14 protein-coding genes, 2 tRNA genes and 4 rRNA genes are annotated in these 19,322 nt (G+C 61.2%); 11 read left to right on the top strand and 9 right to left on the bottom strand.

Translation table 11 applies throughout. The features are described from left to right. The first annotated feature begins 9 nt into the window (after nt 1-9). The 7 genes from F8E02_RS11780 (at nt 10) to F8E02_RS11750 (ending at nt 7,338) form a co-directional block, all read left to right on the top strand. Nucleotides 10-975, top strand: coding sequence for a polyprenyl synthetase family protein (locus F8E02_RS11780; protein WP_317065789.1), 966 nt, complete (start codon nt 10-12; stop codon nt 973-975). 4 nt (nt 976-979) lie between these two features. Continuing rightward, complete coding sequence (locus F8E02_RS11775; RefSeq protein ID WP_317065788.1) at nt 980-2,665, top strand: glutamate--tRNA ligase; 1,686 nt, start codon at nt 980-982, stop codon at nt 2,663-2,665. A gap of 113 nt (nt 2,666-2,778) precedes the next feature. Continuing rightward, a complete protein-coding gene (locus F8E02_RS11770; RefSeq protein ID WP_317065787.1) occupies nt 2,779-3,273 on the top strand; it encodes a DUF2178 domain-containing protein in 495 nt (164 codons plus the stop codon). Continuing rightward, nucleotides 3,257-3,466, top strand: coding sequence for a helix-turn-helix transcriptional regulator (locus F8E02_RS11765; protein ID WP_317065786.1), 210 nt, complete (start codon nt 3,257-3,259; stop codon nt 3,464-3,466). The genes F8E02_RS11770 and F8E02_RS11765 overlap by 17 nt, the downstream gene beginning before the upstream one ends. A gap of 713 nt (nt 3,467-4,179) precedes the next feature. Continuing rightward, nucleotides 4,180-5,433 (top strand): COG1361 S-layer family protein, encoded by a 1,254-nt coding sequence (locus F8E02_RS11760; protein ID WP_317065784.1) that lies wholly within the window; start codon nt 4,180-4,182, stop codon nt 5,431-5,433. Nucleotides 5,434-5,449: 16 nt separating this feature from the next. After that, nucleotides 5,450-6,121, top strand: coding sequence for an ABC transporter ATP-binding protein (locus F8E02_RS11755; RefSeq protein WP_317065783.1), 672 nt, complete (start codon nt 5,450-5,452; stop codon nt 6,119-6,121). After that, complete coding sequence (locus tag F8E02_RS11750; protein ID WP_317065782.1) at nt 6,118-7,338, top strand: ABC transporter permease; 1,221 nt, start codon at nt 6,118-6,120, stop codon at nt 7,336-7,338. Before F8E02_RS11755 ends, F8E02_RS11750 begins: the two co-directional genes overlap by 4 nt. 150 nt (nt 7,339-7,488) lie before the next feature. Here F8E02_RS11750 and F8E02_RS11745 read toward each other — a convergent pair whose 3' ends face one another. Next, a complete protein-coding gene (locus F8E02_RS11745) occupies nt 7,489-8,130 on the bottom strand; it encodes a tetratricopeptide repeat protein (protein WP_317065781.1) in 642 nt (213 codons plus the stop codon). An 88-nt stretch (nt 8,131-8,218) separates the two neighbouring features. Between F8E02_RS11745 and F8E02_RS11740 the strand changes: the two genes are divergently transcribed. After that, nucleotides 8,219-8,725, top strand: coding sequence for a flavodoxin domain-containing protein (locus F8E02_RS11740; RefSeq protein ID WP_317065780.1), 507 nt, complete (start codon nt 8,219-8,221; stop codon nt 8,723-8,725). Between the two features lie 141 nt (nt 8,726-8,866). Further along, nucleotides 8,867-10,363, top strand: a complete 1,497-nt coding sequence (locus tag F8E02_RS11735; protein WP_317065779.1) for an MBL fold metallo-hydrolase — start codon at nt 8,867-8,869, stop codon at nt 10,361-10,363. Nucleotides 10,364-10,381: 18 nt separating this feature from the next. Here the strand turns inward: F8E02_RS11735 and F8E02_RS11730 are convergent, their stop codons facing one another. Together F8E02_RS11730 and F8E02_RS11725 are read right to left on the bottom strand one after the other, a co-directional pair. Beyond that, on the bottom strand, nt 10,382-11,263 hold the full coding sequence (locus F8E02_RS11730; RefSeq protein WP_317065778.1) for a phosphate ABC transporter substrate-binding protein: 882 nt from the start codon (nt 11,261-11,263) through the stop codon (nt 10,382-10,384). Nucleotides 11,264-11,335: 72 nt separating this feature from the next. After that, a complete protein-coding gene (locus F8E02_RS11725; protein ID WP_317065777.1) occupies nt 11,336-12,649 on the bottom strand; it encodes an APC family permease in 1,314 nt (437 codons plus the stop codon). Between the two features lie 154 nt (nt 12,650-12,803). Between F8E02_RS11725 and F8E02_RS11720 the strand changes: the two genes are divergently transcribed. Both F8E02_RS11720 and F8E02_RS11715 read left to right on the top strand, forming a co-directional pair. Next, on the top strand, nt 12,804-13,253 hold the full coding sequence (locus F8E02_RS11720; RefSeq protein WP_317065775.1) for a hemerythrin domain-containing protein: 450 nt from the start codon (nt 12,804-12,806) through the stop codon (nt 13,251-13,253). Between the two features lie 128 nt (nt 13,254-13,381). Continuing rightward, entirely contained in the window at nt 13,382-13,819 is a 438-nt protein-coding gene (locus F8E02_RS11715) for a hemerythrin domain-containing protein (RefSeq protein ID WP_317065773.1), read from the top strand. A 182-nt stretch (nt 13,820-14,001) separates the two neighbouring features. Here F8E02_RS11715 and rrf (F8E02_RS11710) read toward each other — a convergent pair. The 6 genes from rrf (F8E02_RS11710) to F8E02_RS11685 all read right to left on the bottom strand — a co-directional run bounded on the left by rrf (F8E02_RS11710) (nt 14,002) and on the right by F8E02_RS11685 (nt 19,224). After that, nucleotides 14,002-14,123, bottom strand: a 5S ribosomal RNA gene (gene rrf / locus F8E02_RS11710). A 91-nt stretch (nt 14,124-14,214) separates the two neighbouring features. Beyond that, a tRNA-Cys gene (locus F8E02_RS11705) sits at nt 14,215-14,286 on the bottom strand. Between the two features lie 102 nt (nt 14,287-14,388). Beyond that, a 5S ribosomal RNA gene (gene rrf / locus F8E02_RS11700) occupies nt 14,389-14,510 on the bottom strand. Nucleotides 14,511-14,560: 50 nt separating this feature from the next. Next, nucleotides 14,561-17,491, bottom strand: a 23S ribosomal RNA gene (locus tag F8E02_RS11695). A gap of 122 nt (nt 17,492-17,613) precedes the next feature. After that, a tRNA-Ala gene (locus tag F8E02_RS11690) sits at nt 17,614-17,686 on the bottom strand. A 71-nt stretch (nt 17,687-17,757) separates the two neighbouring features. After that, nucleotides 17,758-19,224, bottom strand: a 16S ribosomal RNA gene (locus tag F8E02_RS11685). The 16S, 23S and 5S rRNA genes sit together here with 2 tRNA genes alongside, the layout of an rRNA operon. Between the last annotated feature and the right edge of the window lie 98 nt (nt 19,225-19,322).

Below are 19,322 nucleotides of genomic sequence, written 5' to 3'. Positions count from 1 at the left end.
GAGGACGGCATGACGACGCTTGAAGACTACCTGGAGAAGAACGCCGATCGGATCGACAAAGTGATCAACCGCTACTTCGGAGATGTCCACGGCGACCTCTTCCGGGCGAGCGCCCACCTGCTGCTTGCAGGGGGCAAGAGGCTCCGCCCGGTGGTCGTCATCCTCGCCGCGGACGCGGTGAGGAAAGGCTCCTCCGACGACCTGATCCCCGCGGCCCTCGCGCTGGAATTGACCCACAACTTCACCCTCATCCATGACGACATCATGGACGGCGACGTCACCCGGCGCGGTGTTCCGACCGTCCACACGGTCTGGGACGAGCCGACCGCGATCCTTGCAGGCGATGTCCTCTACGCGAAGGCGTTTGAGTTCATCTGCCTCTCCGAGGCCGACAACCTCGCGAAGGTCCACGCGACGAAGATGCTCGCACGGACATGTGCCGAGATCTGCGAGGGGCAGAGCATGGATATGGCGTTCGAGAAGCGGGACGACGTCTCGGAGATGGAGTATCTCGAGATGGTCAGCAAGAAGACCGGTGTGCTCTACGGCGCATCCGCCGCCATCGGCGGGATGCTTGCGGGCGCAACGCCGGTCCAGGCAGACGCCCTCTACCAGTTCGGCGTGAACAGCGGTATCGCCTTCCAGATCCAGGACGACCTTATCGACCTTCTCGCGAGCACCGAGAAGAGCGGCAAGGACCGGGCGTCGGATATCCGGGAGGGGAAGCAGACCCTGATCGCCATCCTCGCGCGCGAGAAAGGGATCGACCTCGCTCCCTACCGGCGGAGCCTCTCGGCCGAGGAGATCGACGGTCTCATCGCACGGTTGCAGGGCGCGGGCATCATCGACACCGTCCGGGAAAAAGCCGTCGAGCGTGCCACCATCGCCAAAGAGGCGCTCTCGATCCTTCCCGACTCCGAGGAGAAGCGTCTGCTTGGAGAGATCGCCGACTACTTCATCGCCCGGGGCTACTGATACCATGGACGCCGATCTCGAGCACCTGCTCCTCATCTACGCCCTCCAGAACGCCGTGAAGCACGATGCGGCCCCCAAAAGCGGGACGGTCATCGGCACGGTGCTCGGCAAGCACCCCGAGTTCCGGAGCCGGGCGCGGGAACTCGGCCCCCTGGCAGGGAAGGCGATCGCGGAGGTGGCGGCGATGAGCCAGGCGGAGAGGAAGAACCGTCTCGAGACGATCGCCCCCGAACTCCTCGCGGAACTCTCCGAGACGCACGAGCACGTGCGGCAACTCCCCGCTCTCGAGGGCGCCGAGAACGGCGTGGTGATGCGGTTTGCGCCGAACCCGAGCGGGCCGCTGCACCTCGGCCACGCCCGCGCCTCCATCCTGAACGATTACTATGTCAGGCGCTACGGCGGCCGGTACGTCCTCCGGATCGAGGATACCGATCCAAAGAGGGTCGACCCCGAGGCCTACGAGATGGTGCGGGAGGATATCGAGTGGCTCGGACTCGGGATCACCGATATCGTCTACCAGAGCGACCGGCTCGATATCTACTACGACCTCTGCAGGAAACTGATCGAGATCGGCGGCGCCTACGTCTGCGTCTGCGACGCCGAGCGGTTCCGCGAACTCAAACTCAAGGGGAAGGAGTGCCCCTGCCGGGAGCAGACGGTGGAGGAGAACCTGGAACTCTGGCAGCGGATGCTTGAGGGCGGGTTCTACGAGGGCGACGTGACCGTCCGGGTGAAGACGGATCTCGCCCACCCGGACCCGGCGATGCGCGACTACTCGGCGATGCGGATCGTGAACGCGCCCCTCCACCCGAGGGTCGACGCCACGGTCTTTCCGCTGATGAACTTCTCGGTCGCGGTGGACGACCATCTGCTCGGGATCACCCATGTCATCCGCGGGAAGGATCATATCGCGAACACCGGAAGGCAGCGTTACATCTTTGAGTACTTCGGCTGGAAGCCGCCGGTCTACCGCCACTACGGGCGGATGGGGATCTCGGGCGTCGTCCTCTCGACCTCGGGGATGCGCGAGGGGATCAAGAGCGGGCTTTATACGGGCTGGGACGACGTCCATCTCGGCACGCTCCGGGCGATCGCGCGCCGGGGCATCGAGGCCGAGGCGGTCCGGAACGCCATGGTCGATATCGGGATCGGGGAGACCGACATCTCGTTCTCCTGGGAGAACCTGTATGCCAAGAACAAGGAACTCGTCGACCCGAAGGCGAACCGCTACTTCTTCGTGCCCGACCCGGTCGAGGTGACGGTGGCGGGCGCACCGCTCCATTCGGCCCACGCGGCCCTCCACCCGGCCGACCCCTCCCGCGGGGTCCGCACCCTGGTCGCCGAGGGGAGGGTCCTCCTCCCGAAGGCGGATATCGAGGGGCGGAGCATGGTCCGGCTAAAGGACCTCTACAATATCCGGCTCGAGCAGGTCGGGGACGTGCTGGAGGTCTCTTACGCCGGCGACTCGCTTGAGGATGCCCGGCGCGAGAAGGCACCGATCATCCAGTGGCTGCCGGCGGGCACGGGGCTCCCCTGCACCATCCTCAGGCAGGAAGGGGATCTCTCCGGGCTCTGCGAACCGCTGGTCGCTGGCGAGGCGGACCGCGTCGTCCAGTTCGAGCGGATCGGGTTTGCCCGGATCGACTCGGCGGACGGCGGCCGGGTGAGCGCCTACTTCGCGCACCGGTGAGACAGATCCCCACCCTATTTCTGGTCCCGGCTCCGCCGCGAGCTTCATCGCCGCCTCCGTCCGGGGTTACGCATTAATAACACAATGCACAAGATCCTGTACAACGGCTGCACATGAAACGAAACTCGTTCTATCTTCTTGCCGGCATCGTTGCGCTCATCGAGGTCGGGATCTTCTGGCTCTCGGTGGAGCTTGAGAAGCCGCTCCTGATCCAGGTCGCGTTCGTCCTCGGCATCCTCCTTATCTACATGGCACGAAAGAGAGTCGAAGAGACGATAGAGGATGAACGGACGGCGATGATAACCCAGAAGGCGGCACTTCGCACGCTTGAGGTCTCCTGGGTGGCCTTCTTCGCGCTCAGCCTGGGGAGCGCGGTCGTTGCGTTCTCAAGGCCGCTCGGCCTGCGGCCGCCTCATCCACTGGATCCGAACGCCACGCACCTGGTGATGCGGCTGACGGAGCCCGACGTTCTGCCCTTCAATCTCTTCGGCAGGTTCGCCGTCGGCCAGCTGGTGCTCCTCTGTCTGGTGATCTTCCTCTATGTCGGGTTCAGGGTGTACTACGCCCGCAAGTATGGAGAATGGGATAGAGATGAAGAACAAGATTAAAGTCTACCGGGCGATGCACGACCTGACCCAGGAAGGGCTCGCGAACGAGCTCGGGGTCACCCGGCAGACCATCCTCGCCATCGAGAAGGGAAAGTACGACCCCTCGCTCGAACTTGCCTTCAAGATCGCCCGGTTCTTCGGCGTCGCGATCGAGGAGGTCTTCACCTACGACAACGCCGCAGGATCGAAGTAGTCGGGCTATCCGGTCCGGTAGCCGAGCATCGTATTCCTGCCGTACCGCTTTTGCTCCCCTCTCTGCTCCCCCCGCCGACGACCTGTCGCTGCCCTGTTCGTAATTTATTAATAACAAAATGTATAACATACTTAACGTAGCGAGTCGGCCCCGCACCCACAGAGGACCGCCACTACGAACCGAACCGACGGGGAGGCATCCCCGGATGGAATGAAAGCAGCAGAAGAGGAGGGACCCGTCGCTGCTTCTCCGACGGTGACGGGCAGAGAGGGAGCGGACAGCAGTATGGGCGGCATGCCCGCCTGGAACCCGGGCATGCCGCGCGACCCATCCCGTCCGAGCAGATCACCCGATACTCATGAAACACCCCCCCTGCATCCCTCCTTCTCCTCTTTTAGAGGGTGATTGGTATAGCCATGGAAGGCCGTTCTGTTTTTCGCGCGGCACGTGGGAGCCATCCCGGAGGTACCGGTTGTGTGCTGCAGTCATCGACGCAAAGTAAAAAATATATAACAATATGTAAACAATACATTACATGCCAGCCAGCCCTTCACCGATATCGCAGGAGGGGCGCGGCATAAGATCAAGGGTACGTGAAAGACCATGACAACCGCAAGAACAATACCCGAACAGCACAGGTGCCGTGTGCCTGTACAGGCACCGCAGCTCCTCCCGACAGGGTCCGGCGGGCCGATGCGCCGGAGGCAGAACCGATGAAACCGCACCTCTGCATCCTGATCCTCCTCCTCTCGGCAACCGTGGGCGCCGCCAGCGCGGCGGAGACGACGACGACGGCGGAGGCGCAGATCGCGATCACCGGGATCACCGTCAACCCCGGCACGCTCATGCGCGGCGACACCGGTACGGTGACGGTCGAGATCAAGAACACCGGGTCGAGCGGCGTCGCCATCAGCAGGGCGGCACTCTATTCCGACGGTATCGCCGTCGTCAACGACAAAACCTACAACTCGGTCGGCACCATCGGCCCCGGCAACACGATGTCGTTCACGTTCACCGTGAAGGCCAGCACCCAGGACGGCATCTACTACCCGGTCTTCTACCTGGACCTCAGAGACAGCGGGAGCATCCGCTACTCCGTTCCGGTGACGGTCGAGAGCACGGGGATCCGGGTCTCCGTCGTCAGCGCCCCGGAGACCTACCCGGCAAACAGCAAGGACACCATCGTCCTCTCCGTCGGGAACCCCCGTGAGAGCAGCGTAAACGGCGTCACCATCACCCCGTCGGGCGAAGGTGTCAAGAGTACCCGGACCGCCGTCTTCCTCGGCGCCCTCGCACCGGACGAGGAGAAGACCGCGTCGTTCGAGGTCACGGCTTCGCAATCGACCGAACTCACCTTCGACATCTCATACCGGAACGGGATCAACGAGCACCACACCACCCTGGCCGTCCCGGTCGAGATCGGCGAGCGGGCGGTCGAGCCCGACATGGTAGTCAACAACATCGGGGTCTCGCAGAGCGGCGGGGCGATCACGCTGACCGGAGACGTGACCAACGCCGGCCTCAAAGACGCCTACTCGGTCAAGGTCACCGTCGACGGCCCGGCGACTCCGACGGACCCCTACCCGGTCTACGTCGTCGGCGGGCTGGAGCCCGACGACTTCGCGAGTTTCGAGGTCACGTGCACCGCGCAGGGCACATCTTCTATCCCGCTCGTCGTCCAGTACCGCGATGCGGACGGGAAGACCTTCACGGAGACCGTGACCGTCTCCCTCGCCTCGGCGGGACAGGCGCCGGAGGCCGCGGGTGGTCAGGGCCAGACCCGCATCAGCGGCACCGGCGGCCCCCAGAATGCGAGAGGCGGCATGGGCATGTTCGGCTCGTTCGGCGGCGGATTCTCTCAGATACCCCTCCTTGAGATATTCCTCGTGATCGTCGGCGGCGTGGCCGTCGTCGTCGCATGGCGGAAGGGGTATCTCGGACAGATCCGCAACCGGATGCGGAAGTAGCCCGGGAGGAAGATGCATGAGCAGTCCGGTCATCGAACTCAACGACGTCACCAAAGTATATCCCCTCCGTTCGGGAGACGTCACGGCCCTCGCCGGGATCTCCCTCACCATCGAGGAGGGGGAGTTCGTCGCCATCATGGGACCGTCGGGGTCAGGCAAGTCGACCCTCCTCAACCAGATCGGGTGCCTCGACCGCCCCACCTCGGGCGACCTCCTCCTCGCCGGGAAGAACATCCGGGAGATGGACGACCGGGAGCTGACCAGCCTCCGGCTCACGTCCATCGGCTACATCTTCCAGAAGTTCAACCTCATCCCGCTCCTCTCCGGCTACGAGAACGTCGAATATCCCTACATCATGAAGCACAGGAGGAACGACGACACCGGGAGGGTGCAGGACCTCCTCGCCCTCGTCGGGATCGACGAAACCCTCTCGACCCACAAGCCGAACGAACTCTCCGGCGGCCAGCAGCAACGGGTCGCGATCGCCCGGGCGCTCGTCAACGACCCGGCGATCCTCCTCTGCGACGAGCCGACCGGGAACCTGGACTCGCAGACGAGCCTGCAGATCATGGAGATCCTCGCAGACCTGCATAGCCGGGGCCGGACGCTCGTGATGGTGACCCACAACCCGGAGACCGCCGGATACGCGGACCGGACGATCACGATACGGGACGGGAGGGTGGCATGATCGGGAACGACATCGTCCTCGCGCTCTCGATGAGGAGTGTCCGGCTTCACCTCCTCCGGTCGGTCCTTGCCGCCCTCGGGATCGTCATCGGCGTCGTCGCCATCGCCTCGATCGGGATGATGGGGGCGAACATGACGCTCTCGGTCACGGAACAGCTCTCCGACATGGCAAACAAGCTCACCGTCACCCCCTACACCGGGGGCGGAGGCGGGATGATGATGGGGCCCGGCGGCGGAGGTGGCGGTTCTTCCTCCGACGACGACACGATCACCCGCGACCAGTTCCGGACTATCGAGCGGATCGTCGCGAAGTACGGGACCGCCTACACCGTAAGGTCCGAGTCCGACAGGATCGAGATCGGGTCGGAGACCGGGAGGGCGACGATCTACGGCCTCGATGCGGAGATCATCCGCAAGATCCTCACCGTCGAGACGGGAGAGTACCCGAAAAGCACGACCTCGGTGGTCGTCGGGCCGACGCTCGCCGAGCGGCGCGGCCTCAAGATAGGGAGCAAGATCGATATCGGCGACCCCGACAAAGGGTCGACCACGACCGTCCGGGTCGTCGGGATCCTCGAGGAGCGGGGGATGTCGATGGACCTCTCCACGGATATGGCGATCATCGGCACGGATAAGCTCTTCACCGGCATCTACGGCGGCGAAGGGGAGTTCAACCAGGTTAACGTCGTCGTGAACGACTTAAACAACATCGCCACGGTCAAGGCGGCGATCGAGAGCGAACTCAACAAGAAGGAGGATACCGTCACCGTCCAGGACAGCAGCCGCATGATGGAGAGCATCACCGCGACGGTCTCGACGATGACGACGTTCGTGATGGCGATCGCGGGAATCTCCCTCCTCGTCGCCGCGGTCTCGATCTTCAACGTGATGATGATGTCGGTGAACGAACGGGTCCGGGAGATCGGGATCCTCCGGTCCATCGGGACGCAGCGGACAGAGATCCTCCGGATGTTCATCTACGAGGCCGGGATCCTCGGCCTCGTCGGGGCGACCATCGGCGCCGTCGCGAGCATCGTCATCGGCTACATCGTCGTGCTCGGCATGGTCGGCACAGCGGAGTACTTCTTCGCGCCGTCGAGCATCGGTTACGTCCCGATGGCGATGGCCGTCGGTGCCGCGATCTGCATCGTCACCGGGGTCTACCCGGCGTGGCGGGCCTCGAACCTCGACCCGATCGAGGCGCTGCGGGCGGAGTAATCTCTGTCGCGGCTTCGCGTCAGGCATTGCGACTATCCCTGTAAACTATCCCACGTGAAGGCGCGAAGCCGCGAAGGAATCCGGCGATAGCCGCAGCCTTCCCTTCACACCTTCACGTAAAGGAATACCGCCCAAAAAGAGAGTTCGGGCTCACCGGTGCTGGACCGCCGGCCTCTCCGCCTGCCCGACCATCTCCCTGAGCACCGCGCGCGCGAGTTCGGCGTTCCCGTAGTCCCGCTCACGGACGACCTCGCGGATACAGGCCGGCACTTCCATGAACCGCTCGGCCTCGCGGACCTCGGAAGCGAGCGCCGCAAGATCCCGCCGTTCCCGCATCCGCTCCCGGTGCCAGGCAGCCGACCCGCGGTCGGGATCGATCCGGAGGACCGTCTCGTAGCAGGCCGCCGCCTCGTCGTAGCGGCAGAGGGTCCCGAGCAGCCATCCCCGGCTCTGCCAGGCGAGGATATGCTCCGGGTCCCGGGCGAGCGCCTGATCGAAACAGGCGACGGCGCCCTCCTTTCTCCCCATGCAGGCGAGAGCATACCCTCTCCGCTGCCAGGCCGTCGCGTCGTCCGGGTCGATGGCGAGCGCCCGGTCGAAGCAGACGGTCGCCTCGGCGTAACGGCCGGCCTTGATGAGAGCAAAACCCTTCCGCCTCCAGAGGAGAGGGTTGTCGGGAGAGAGTTCAAGCGCCTTATCGTAGCAGGCAAGCGCTTCGTCGAGTTTTCTGTTGGTGCAGCAGACCTGCCCTCTGTGGTACCATGCTCCGGCACCGTCATCTCTGGTCGCCATCGGACCCTTAGGGGAGGCCAACCCATAAGAACATAACCCGTACTCTCCGGTAATGTTTAAGGCCGGTTGCGCGAGAGATTACTCCCGTATGCCAGACAGGATTCTTGTTGCGTATGCGACCCGCTACGGCTCGACCGCAGAGGTGGCGGAGGCGATCGGCGATGAACTCAGGAAGGCCGGCGATGCGGTCGACGTCCGGCCGGTCACCGAGGTCGACGACCTCTCCCCCTACCGCGCAGCGGTCATCGGGAGCCCGATCTACATGGGGAAGTGGCTCCCGGAATCGCAGGTCTTCATCGAGCGAAACCAGCAGCGCCTGCGCGAGATGCCGGTCGCCTACTTCGCCGCGGGGCTCACGATAGAAGAAGATAAACCCGAATACCTCAGGAAAGCGGAGGCCTCGATGGACCAGGTGAGGATGCTCGTAAAGCCGGCAGATGTCGGCCTCTTCCGCGGGAAGATTGAGACCGACGGCCTCTCCTTCACGGACCGGACGATCGTCAAGCTCATCCGGGCAAAGACGGGGGACTACCGCAACTGGTCGGCCGTCCGCGCCTGGGCACAGGCGGTGCGCGGAAAGATTGCACCGGCGTAACCATCCGCATGGCAGGCACCGGAACCCCTCATTTTCTCATTCCGGCCCTCACATACGCACAAAAAGGTGCTTATAGGACGACGCCCCATTGATGATGCATCATCAGGTGAACCGTTGAATAAATACTCCTTTGTCGCCAGGATGCCCGACAAGCCTGGCGCGCTGCACCGCGCGGCCGAGATCATCAAGTCCTACTCAGGCAACATCAACCGCATCCAGTTCGACCGCAGGATCGATCCCGCCACGGTCTTTTTTGAGGTGACCGCGACGCCCGCGACCTACGCGCGGATGAAGGAAGACCTCCACGCCATCGGCTACCTCCAGGAGTCGCTCCCCACGCTCGGGTTCCTCAAGTTCTCCGTATACGTAGCTCCCCAGCCCGGGTCTCTCTTCGAACTCCTCACCTACATCACCGGAGCCGGGGCGAACATCGCCTACATCGACTTCGACGACCGGCGGTGCGACCCCGACAGACTCACCATCAGCTTAAACGTCGAAGAGAGCACGATCGTAGAGAGCCTGCTCGACCGCCTCAAGTCGCGCTACCGCCTCGAGATCCTGGAGTACGACACGACAGGCGAGAAACTCGACGACACCGTCTTCTACGTCAGGTTCGCCCAGACGGTGCGGGGGTTGATCGGGACGGCCGAGGACGATTTCCTCCTCTCCCTCCTCCAGGACGTCAACCATATCGTCCAGGAGCTCAACAGCCTCGGCCAGGACCCAAAAGAGGTCTTCGAGTGCATCCTTCTCACGGGGAGGACGCTCAAAAACACCACGACAGACCGGTTCTACGCGGACGTCCAGCGGATCCCGCTCACCGACGACGTCGAGGTCTTCTGCTTCCAGATGCCGGGCGGGGGGAACATCTTCCTGCTCAGAGCCCCGGACGAGACCGTCATGATCGATACGGGGTATGGGAGTTACCACGAGGACGCCGTGCGGATGTTCCAGCACTACGGCCTCGGCGACCTCAAGCGGATCCGGCGGGTCTACCTCACCCACGCCGACGCGGACCACTGCGGGGCGGGCGGGTTCTTCGACGCGGAGACGTTCATGCACCCGGGCTCGCTTGAGATCATCCGACAGGCGAACCGGGCATACGGTTCGCGCAGCGAGTCCTCGATCCTCGAAGAGGTCTACACGACGATCATCAACCTCTTCTCGCGTTTCAACCCGCCGGGGAGTCCGACGCTCTTTTCGGGGGAGCACCTCGGCATGCGCTCGATCTTCCCCATCCTCGCGCGATTCCGGGTCCACGACCTCGAGTTCGAGGTGCTCGAGTCGCTCGGCGGGCACATGCACGGCCAGGTCTACTTCTTCTGCCCCGACCACGGGATCATCTTCACCGCTGATACGCTGATCAACTTCGGGAGCCTCGACGACGACCGGAAACGCTACAACTCGCTCGCGGACTTCCTGGTGACGTCGGTCAACGTCGACAGCGAGCGGGCGCGGCAGGAGCGCAGGGCGCTGCTCGAACTGGTCAGGGAGATAGACGGAGAGCTCGCCCCGCGCGGCCGCCGGTGCCTGGTCGCGGGCGGCCACGGCGCTGTCTCGGTCCTCTCGGCGGACGGAAGACTGGAAGCGGTCGGCACGACCGAACGCTACCAGGCAAAAGAGTCGAAAGGGAACTGAAAAAAGGCTCCGGGGAGTTTAATCGACCCGGACAAAGCCCTCTTCCTCGACGATCGCCTGACCGTCGGGGCTGAGGATGAACTCGATGTACGCCTTCGCGAGATCGGACGCCTCGCCCTTCGTGAACATGAAGACCTCGCGCGAGATCGGGTACGTCCCGGCCTTCACGGTCTCGAGCGTGGGCGGGACGGCGTTTCCGTTCACGGTAACGGAGATGCCTTTCACGTTCCCCTCGAGATAGCCGAGCCCGACGTAGCCGATGGCCCCCGGCGTCTGCGAGATGGTCTGGGCCACGGCGCCGTTCGAGTTCTTCTCGAGCTGGGTCCTGACGAAGTCCTCCTTCTGCATCACGGCTTCGTGGAAGTACTCGCGGGTCCCCGATGCGCTATCACGGCCGACGACGACGATCTGACCGCTCGCTCCGCCGACCTGGTTCCAGTCGGTGTAGGTGCCGTTGTAGATGCCCCGGATCTGGTCCGGTGTCAGGCTGTCGACGGCGTTTTTCGGGTTGACGATGAGCGCGATCCCGTCGATGGCTATCGCGTGACTGACGAGTTCGGGGTATTTCTCTCTCTCGACGTCCTTCAGGTCGCGGGAGGCCATGCCGATACTCGCGGTGCCTTCGCCGACGGCCTGGATGCCGACGCTGGACCCGCCGCCGCTGACCTGGATATCCGCGCCGGAGTTTTCGGCCATAAAGGCCTCGGCGGTCAGCTGGGCGATCGGGAGGACGGTCGTCGAGCCGGTGACCGCGAGGGTCCCGGAGAGCCCGTTCCCGGGAGCGGGCGTTCCATCGTCGGTACCTGTCGTGCATCCGGCAGTGAGCATGACGGCGACGGCGAGGAGCGCAAGAATCGCGAGGAGCGCTCCGCCGCGCCGGGCAGAAGAGTTGTCTCTCATACATATGGGTGAGAGAGATCAAGTATAGAGATTCCCGAATGATAATCAATTCATATATATCAACAATATAGACTATTGCGTACCACGGAGCCCGCGGTGCCCGGCGAGCGCAATCCCGGTCCCGACGACGACCAGGACCCCGCCGACCAGGAGCACCAGGGCGTCCAGCTGGGCGAGAAGGAAGAGGCTTGAGACCACGCCGAGGACCGGGACGAGCGGCAGCGTCCCGACGGCTCCCGGGATCCGGAAGGGCCGCACGAGATCGGGGGCCCGGTAACGGAGCAGGATGACGGAGGCGTTGATGACGACGAACGTCACAAAGAGCGTGAAGTTGGTGACGTTCGCGACGAAGTCGATCTCGCCGGCGAAGAGGAACGCCATGGAGGCGAGGACGACGACGACGATCGCCACCCAGGGCGTCCGGGTTCGCGGATGCACCCGGGCGAGGGCCGGCGGGAGCGCGGTAGAGGAGGCCATGCCGTAGAGGATCCGCGAAGAGGCCATCATCATCAGGAGGGCGGTGTTTGCGGTGGCGAAGAGGGCGATGACGGAGATGATGGTGAACGCCGCGGGGCCGAAGGCGACGGAAGCGACCTCGGCGAACGGTGCGCGGGAGGCGGCGAGCTGCTCCCAGCCGACGACCGAGACGGCGGCAAGCGAGACCAGGACGTAGAGGAAGATGGAGACGGCGAGCGCGATGATCAGGGCGAGCGGGATGATCTTCTCCGGCTCGCGGGTCTCCTCCGAGAGTTTGACCATCTCCTCAAACCCCATGTAGGCGAAGAAGACGAGGGCGGACGCCTGCAGAAGGCCGGAGACCCCGAAGGGCATCTCGAAGTAGTCCACCCGGCCGAGGTAGGGGAGGCCGATCAGGATGACCATGACGATCCCCCCGACCTCGATGAGCGTCATGGCGATCGCGGCCCGGGCGGTCTCTTTGATGCCGTAGAGGAGGATACCGGCGAGGAAGGCGAGGAGGAGGATGGCGGAAGGGATGAGGGAGAAGCCGGTGAAGTCGGAGAAGTAGCCGGCAAAGCCGAGCGAGACGGTCGCGGCCCCGAGGATGCCGGAGAAGACGATCAGCCACCCGACGACGAACGCAAGTCTCTCCCCGAACGCATGGAAGACGTACTCGAACTCGGCGCCCGCCCGGGGGTACATCGACGAGAGTTCCGCATAACTCAGGGCACTGAACGCGGCGATGACGGCGGCGACGGCGAAGGTCAGCCAGACGGCGTTCCCGGCCATTCCGGCGGCCTGGCCGAGCAGGGCGTAGATCCCGGCCCCGAGAATGATCCCCACCCCCGACAGGGTGACGGCGGGCAGGCCGAGCTCGCGCCGGAGTCTCCCTCCCCGGCCCGGGGCATCCGATCCCTCTTCCGGCATACGGGTATCTAGGCACCCGGAGCATTTATGGTATCCGGCAGGCGATCGGGGGAGCGTGAAGGGGGCGGAGGGGCTGGCGTCCGGGGCCGGGATAATTCATATATACCGGACCTGCCCATGATGGCTCCCCTGCCATTAAGGGGGGAGTGATCGGATGGCGCAGAATGTTATCGATATCCTGAAGCAGGAGCACAAGATGGTGCTCTCGCAGCTCTCGGAACTCTCGAGCAAGGGCACGAGCAACCGCGAGCAGAAGTACAACTCCTTAAAGGAGAACCTCATGCCGCACATGATCGGGGAAGAGCAGGCCGTATACCCGAAACTCATGGATTCGGGGATGCGGGACATGGCCCTTGAGGCGATCGAGGAGCACAACGCGGTCAAGTCGCTCCTCTCCCAGCTCGACAGCGCGTCGACCTCCGAAGAGGACGTCTGGGTTGCGAAGATCAAGGTGATCCATGAGAACGTGGAGCACCACATCAGCGAGGAGGAGGAGCACATCTTCCCGCAGATGCAACAGGAGATGAGCAGCGACGAGCTCTCAAGCATCGGAAGCAAGTACGAGGAGTCGAAGAAGAGCGCAATGCCGATGGCGGCGCGCTGAAGCAGGGATAAGGGGCGGGGTGTACAGGCACCGGCGCCCCCATTTTTTCGGGCGGGAACCCGCCGAATCTGCCGGCGAAACGGTTAAGTGGCACACCCTCCATTGCTCGTCCGGATGGAGGTAGACAGATGCCACAGATTCTTGAGTTGATACGTGAAGATCACGAGTTGATCAGGGGCCTCTTCGACGAACTCGAGAGCAGCCCCGAGGCGCGGGACGTGCGGTGCATCACGCTCCGGCGCGAGTTGCCGGGCCATATCTACGCGGAGGAGGTCACGCTCTATGCATACCTCCGCGACACGGTGCCGGAGGAGATCCGGCGATCGCTCGACGAGCATGCGCGGGTCCGCGATACGCTTGCCCGGTTCGAGCGGATCCCGCTCAGGGATGCGGACTGGATGCCGGCGCTCGTCAACCTGAGGAGAGAGGTCGAGGAGCACTTCGCCACGGAGGAGACCGACGTCTTCGTCCTGGCGGAGCGGCATATCGATGCGGGCGTCCTTTTTGAACTCAGCGAGATCTTCCAGGAGGAGAAAGAGAAAGCAGCGCGTTATGTGACAGTGTAGCCGTGAGGGGCAGGAGCGAAGTGCGATCCTCCGGACCCCCTTTCCTTGTATTTTGCCAGGCCGCATCGCGGCAGTAAACCATGTTCCGGAGAAGAGACGGTTCTTGAAGATACCGGGAACAGGATAGTCGAGACTCCTGGTGAAAGAGTCAGAGAAGAGCAGTAGATGTCTTGGAAAGGAGGTAATAGCAGCGAGTCGGGCTTCCCGAGGACTCGCGTACCTCAGTACCACACGTCACGTGAGAGGGCTTAACTGCTGGGTTCGGAATGGGTCCAGGTGTTTCCCCTCTGCTATGGCCGCTATTACCATGTGCTGAACACCCTGATGGATGCCAGCCGAAGTCGAAAACCCTGATGGGTTCTCTCCTTGCCCGGCTGCTTACGCACCCGGACAAAAGCCAAGGCCCGGACTTGAACCGGGGTGTAGTTGATCTGCAGTCAACCGCGTGGCCGCTCCGCCACCTTGGCAAGGGATATTGCCTCCTATATGTTTGCTACCCAGGTATTTAAGGATTACCCACCTTAACCAGGGTAGGTCAATAGAAGAACAGCGTTCCAATGGAAAGGAGGTAATAGCAGCGAGTCGAGCTTCCCGAGGACTCGCGTACCTCAGTACCACACGTCACGTGAGAGGGCTTAACTGCTGGGTTCGGAATGGGTCCAGGTGTTTCCCCTCTGCTATGGCCGCTATTACCAGTAGTGGGCTGTGTGGTTGGTGCGTACTCCGGATTTCGTCTGAGTTCAGCGGAAGGCATCGGACGTTAGTACTTGCGGACTGAACACGTCGTTGCCTTCGTGCTTACATCCCAAGCCTATCAAACGGGTCTTATACCCGTGTCCTCAGCGGAGTCTCTTTTTAGGTCGGGTTTCAAGCTTAGATGCTTTCAGCTTTTATCCCTTATCGCGTAGCTGCTCGGCATTGCCCTGTCGGACAACCGATCGACCAGAGGCGACGACGGAAAGTTCCTCTCGTACTATTTCCGTCTTACCCTCAGACTCCTGACACTCCAGATAGATAGTAACCGACCTGTCTCACGACGGTCTAAACCCAGCTCACGATCCCCTTTAATAGGCGAACAACCTCACCCTTGGCCGCTGCTGCACGGCCAGGATGGAAAGAACCGACATCGAGGTAGCAAGCCGCCGGGTCGATATGTGCTCTTGCCGGCGACGACTCTGTTATCCCCGGGGTAGCTTTTCTGTCGTCAATGGCCCTCATCAATAAGGCTCATTGGTTCGTTAGACCCGAGTTTCCTCTCGCGATTCCTTGCTATGCGGAATCGCGTCAGGCCAACTTATGCTCTTGACACTCTCCTGTGAGTTTCTGACTCACATGAGTTGACCTTAGGGCACCCTTGATATTTTTTCGAGGGTGTGGCGCCCCACCCAAACTGCCTACCTACCGGTGTCCTCTCTTTCGAGAGTGAGTATTACAGTAAACCTAGGATGGTGTCTCATTGTTGGCTCCCCACCCCCCGGAAGGGATGGATCGACGCCTCCCATCTACGCTGCGCAAGGAATACCGTAATACAGCGACAGGCTGCAGTAAAGCTCCACGGGGTCTTCACTTCCCATCTGGAGTCCCTAGTCTCTGCACTAGGACAAAATGTTCAACGGTTTCGTGTTAGGGACAGTAGGACTCTCGTTAATCCATTCATGCAAGTCGCCAATTAAGCGACAAGGTACTACGCTACCTTAAGAGGGTCATAGTTACCCCCGCCGTTTACGAGTCCTTCGTCCGGTTGAACCCGGTGTTCAGATACTCGCACTGGGCAGGAATCAGTGACTATACGAATCGTTACCGAGTTGCAGTCACCTATGTTGTTATTAGACAGTCAGAGTCCCCTGGTCACTGCGACCTGCCTGATCACCAGGCAGGCACCCCTTCTCCCAAAGTTACGGGGCCATTTTGCCGAGTTCCCTTAACACGATTAAACCGACACGCCTTAGCCTCTTCAGCTAGGGGCACCTGTGTCAGATCTCGGTACGGACATACGTCTCCCTTTTCACGGGCTCCAGGAATTTGCCGGATTGCTCCGTCACGCTTTCCCTCACTTCTCACCATGGCGGTACTCCATGAGGTTGCACGCTTGGACAGGGCGACGACCCTGCCCGGCATATCCCGAAGCGTCAGGGCGGTAAACCGCTACAGACGTATGGTACAGGAATATTAACCTGTTTCCCTGTTGACGTGTTCGAGTTACGACACATCTTAGGACCGACTAACCCTCGGCTGACGAACATTGCCGAGGAAACCTAGCCCCTCCGGCGGTTAGGATTCTCACCTAACTTTGCTTCTACTAATGCCAGAATTCTCATTACTACCCGGTCCACAGGAGCTTACACCCCTGCTTCGACCCAAGCAGTACGCCTCTCTACGCCATCACGCTTGCGCGTGGTCCGTGGTATCTGTAGTAGGCTTAAGCCCCGTCCATTTTCAGTGCCCCAAACCTCGACTGGTAAGCTGTTACGCACTTTTTAAAGGATAGCTGCTTCTGAGCTCACCTTCCAGTTGTCTTTGGCCTGGGACGCCTTTCAGTGTTGACACTGAGCCTACATTGAGGGACATTAACCACGGTCTGGGTTGTCTCCCTTACGGATTACAAGCTTACCCCGTAATCCGGACTACCAGCCTTCTTCGGCGACGGGGAATTTGGAGTTTGACAGGGGGGTGAGGGATTTCTCCCCCAGCTCCCCCAATCAGTGCTCTACCTCACCGTCTACCTCTGGCCAGGTCATGCTACGGCATGTTTCGAGAGGAACCAGCGGATGCCCAGCTCGATTAATCTTTCACTCCTATACGCAGGTCACACGAATGATTTGCATATCAATACCGCTTGCGGTCCTCCACGCGCCTTTCGGCACGCTTCAACCTGCCCACGCATAGATCGCTAGGCTTCGGGTCTTATCCTGCAGACTCCACGCACGTTTAATACGCCGTCCCATGCCCGAAGGCTACGGACCTGTTGGTTTCCCTTCGGCTCCCCTTTGAGGTTAACCTTGCCTGCAGAATAAACTCTCTGGCCCGTTCTTCAAAACGTACGTTACGACATCGGCAACTGCGCCCGTACTACCGCCTCGCGACGGGTTCCTTCACGCAGCAGATCCTTTCACGCCGTAACTCACCATCACCTATCAGTTTCAGGCGCTTTTAACCACCTTGCTAGGGTTACTTTTCAGCCTTCGCTCACGCTACTAATGCGCTATCGGTTTCGAGTAGTATTTAGTTTTGGAGGTTGATGACCCCCGGATTCCCGCGAGAATGCCGACCCGCGGTACTCAAGACACTACCAGGACGCCGCGACATACGCGTACGGGGCTATCACCCTCTTTGGCACCTCGTTCCAGAGGATTTCCACTTCGCGTTGGCATCCGGACGGTAGGCTTACGACACCACATCTCCCCGTGAGGGGATTCAGTTTGAACTCTGTCGGGTTCGATCGCCTCTACTAACGACATCTCGGTTGATTTCTTTTCCTCCCCCTACTAAGATGTTTCAATTCGGGGGGTTCCCGATCCTTACGGATCAACACCGAAGTGTTGGGAAGTCCTATTCGGGGATCTCCGGATCACAGACTCCATGCGTCTTCCCGGAGCTTATCGCAGCTTGGCACGCCCTTCTTCGGCACTCGAACCGAGCCATCCACTGACAGGCATATCGCCACTCCGCTGAACTCATTTAACGTCCAGAGTACGCACCTATACACAGCCTCGTCAGGTCAAAGACCTTCAGCCCTTCCCCGGTGACTTGCATCTCCGGGTGCATGGAAGGCAGGACTGTAATGTCCTGCCGAGTGGACTCAGGGGGATTTGAACCCCCGGCCTCCGCCTCGCAAAGGCGGCGCTCTTCCAACTGAGCTATGAGCCCGAGTTTCCGTGTTGGCATCGGCAATTTTACAGTTTGTCCAGCAACCGCATAGTTCCCAAGCGAATTTCTTTAGGAGGTGATCCAGCCGCAGATTCCCCTACGGCTACCTTGTTACGACTTAACCCCCCTTGCGGAACCTAGATTCGACTGCGGCAACAACCGCAGCCTCATCCAAACCCCACTCGGGTGGTTTGACGGGCGGTGTGTGCAAGGAGCAGGGACACATTCACCGCGCTATTTTGAAACGCGATTACTACAGATTCCAGCTTCATGAGGGCGAGTTACAGCCCGCAATCCGAACTACGGACAGGTTTAGGAGATTGCCTTCACCTTTCGGTGTCGATACCCATTGTCCTGCCCATTGTAGCCCGCGTGTAGCCCGGATAATTCGGGGCATGCTGACCTACCGTTGCCCATTCCTTCCTCCTCTTTAGCAGAGGCGGTCCCAACAGTGTCCCCATCGATCCGGAGATCATGCTGGCAACTGTTGGCGTGGGTCTCGCTCGTTGCCTGACTTAACAGGATGCTTCACAGTACGAACTGACGACGGCCATGCACCTCCTCTCAGCTAGTCATGCAGAGTCTTCAGCCCGGCAATCATTCAGCTGTCTTATCCGGTGAGCTTCCCGGCGTTGAGTCCAATTAAACCGCAGGCTCCACCTGTTGTGGTGCTCCCCCGCCAATTCCTTTAAGTTTCAGCCTTGCGACCGTACTTCCCAGGCGGTACGTTTCACGGTTTCCCTTCGGCACCTCGATGACTCGTGGTCATCGATACACCTAACGCACATCGTTTACGGCTGGGACTACCCGGGTATCTAATCCGGTTTGCTCCCCCAGCTTTCGTCCCTCACTGTCGAAGCCGTTCTGGTGAGGCGCCTTCGCCACAGGTGGTCCCTCAAGGATTACAGGATTTCACTCCTACCCCTGAAGTACCCCTCACCTCTCCCGGTTCCAAGATCGCCAGTATCTCTTAGACGCCCGACAGTTAAGCTGCCGGATTTCCCAAGAGACTTAACGACCCAGCTACGAACGCTTTAAGCCCAATAAAAGTGGCCACCACTCGAGCCGCCGGTATTACCGCGGCGGCTGGCACCGGTCTTGCCCGGCCCTTTCTTCAGGTGTGTTTTAGACACCTGGACAGCCTGCATATACAGGCACTCGAGGTTCCCTTATCACGGTTGCCCGCATTGTAAAGTTTTCGCGCCTGCTGCGCCCCGTAGGGCCTGGATTCGTGTCTCAGAATCCAACTCCGGGCTCTTGCTCCCACAACCCGTACCGATTATCGGCTTGTTGGGCCATTACCCCGACAACAACCTAATCGGCCGCAGATCCATCCTAAGGCGCCTGAACTTTCGGTTACCGAGCATTCCAGCATCGGTAACCTATAGGGTATTATCCCCAGTTTCCCGGGGGTATCCCCTTCCTTAGGGCAGGTTATCCACGTGTTACTGAGCAGTACGCCGAGGGCCGAACCCTCTCGACTCGCATGGCTTAATCGAACCCCGATAGCAGTGACCTCTGGCAGGATCAACCAGAATTTGAAGTATGCACACTACTGATAAACTTGGGAGGAATTAGCGGTTACTGAACAAATTTCCGCATTGCCAATGCCAACGTCAGAACCAACCCGCGATTG

Origin of the sequence: Methanoculleus caldifontis (assembly GCF_032842345.1) — an archaeon.
Taxonomy (GTDB): domain Archaea; phylum Halobacteriota; class Methanomicrobia; order Methanomicrobiales; family Methanoculleaceae; genus Methanoculleus; species Methanoculleus caldifontis.
Note: the sequence above shows the minus strand (reverse complement) of the source record. Positions and strands in the feature narration are given on the sequence as shown.

Excerpts from the sequence above, each read along its gene's own strand:
- F8E02_RS11780 (WP_317065789.1), top strand. The coding sequence starts at position 10 with ATGACGACGCTTGAAGACTACCTGGAGAAGAACGCCGATCGGATCGAC.
- F8E02_RS11775 (WP_317065788.1), top strand. The coding sequence starts at position 980 with ATGGACGCCGATCTCGAGCACCTGCTCCTCATCTACGCCCTCCAGAAC.
- F8E02_RS11770 (WP_317065787.1), top strand. The coding sequence starts at position 2,779 with ATGAAACGAAACTCGTTCTATCTTCTTGCCGGCATCGTTGCGCTCATC.
- F8E02_RS11765 (WP_317065786.1), top strand. The coding sequence starts at position 3,257 with ATGAAGAACAAGATTAAAGTCTACCGGGCGATGCACGACCTGACCCAG.
- F8E02_RS11760 (WP_317065784.1), top strand. The coding sequence starts at position 4,180 with ATGAAACCGCACCTCTGCATCCTGATCCTCCTCCTCTCGGCAACCGTG.
- F8E02_RS11755 (WP_317065783.1), top strand. The coding sequence starts at position 5,450 with ATGAGCAGTCCGGTCATCGAACTCAACGACGTCACCAAAGTATATCCC.
- F8E02_RS11750 (WP_317065782.1), top strand. The coding sequence starts at position 6,118 with ATGATCGGGAACGACATCGTCCTCGCGCTCTCGATGAGGAGTGTCCGG.
- F8E02_RS11745 (WP_317065781.1), bottom strand. The coding sequence starts at position 8,130 with ATGGCGACCAGAGATGACGGTGCCGGAGCATGGTACCACAGAGGGCAG.
- F8E02_RS11740 (WP_317065780.1), top strand. The coding sequence starts at position 8,219 with ATGCCAGACAGGATTCTTGTTGCGTATGCGACCCGCTACGGCTCGACC.
- F8E02_RS11735 (WP_317065779.1), top strand. The coding sequence starts at position 8,867 with ATGCCCGACAAGCCTGGCGCGCTGCACCGCGCGGCCGAGATCATCAAG.
- F8E02_RS11730 (WP_317065778.1), bottom strand. The coding sequence starts at position 11,263 with ATGAGAGACAACTCTTCTGCCCGGCGCGGCGGAGCGCTCCTCGCGATT.
- F8E02_RS11725 (WP_317065777.1), bottom strand. The coding sequence starts at position 12,649 with ATGCCGGAAGAGGGATCGGATGCCCCGGGCCGGGGAGGGAGACTCCGG.
- F8E02_RS11720 (WP_317065775.1), top strand. The coding sequence starts at position 12,804 with ATGGCGCAGAATGTTATCGATATCCTGAAGCAGGAGCACAAGATGGTG.
- F8E02_RS11715 (WP_317065773.1), top strand. The coding sequence starts at position 13,382 with ATGCCACAGATTCTTGAGTTGATACGTGAAGATCACGAGTTGATCAGG.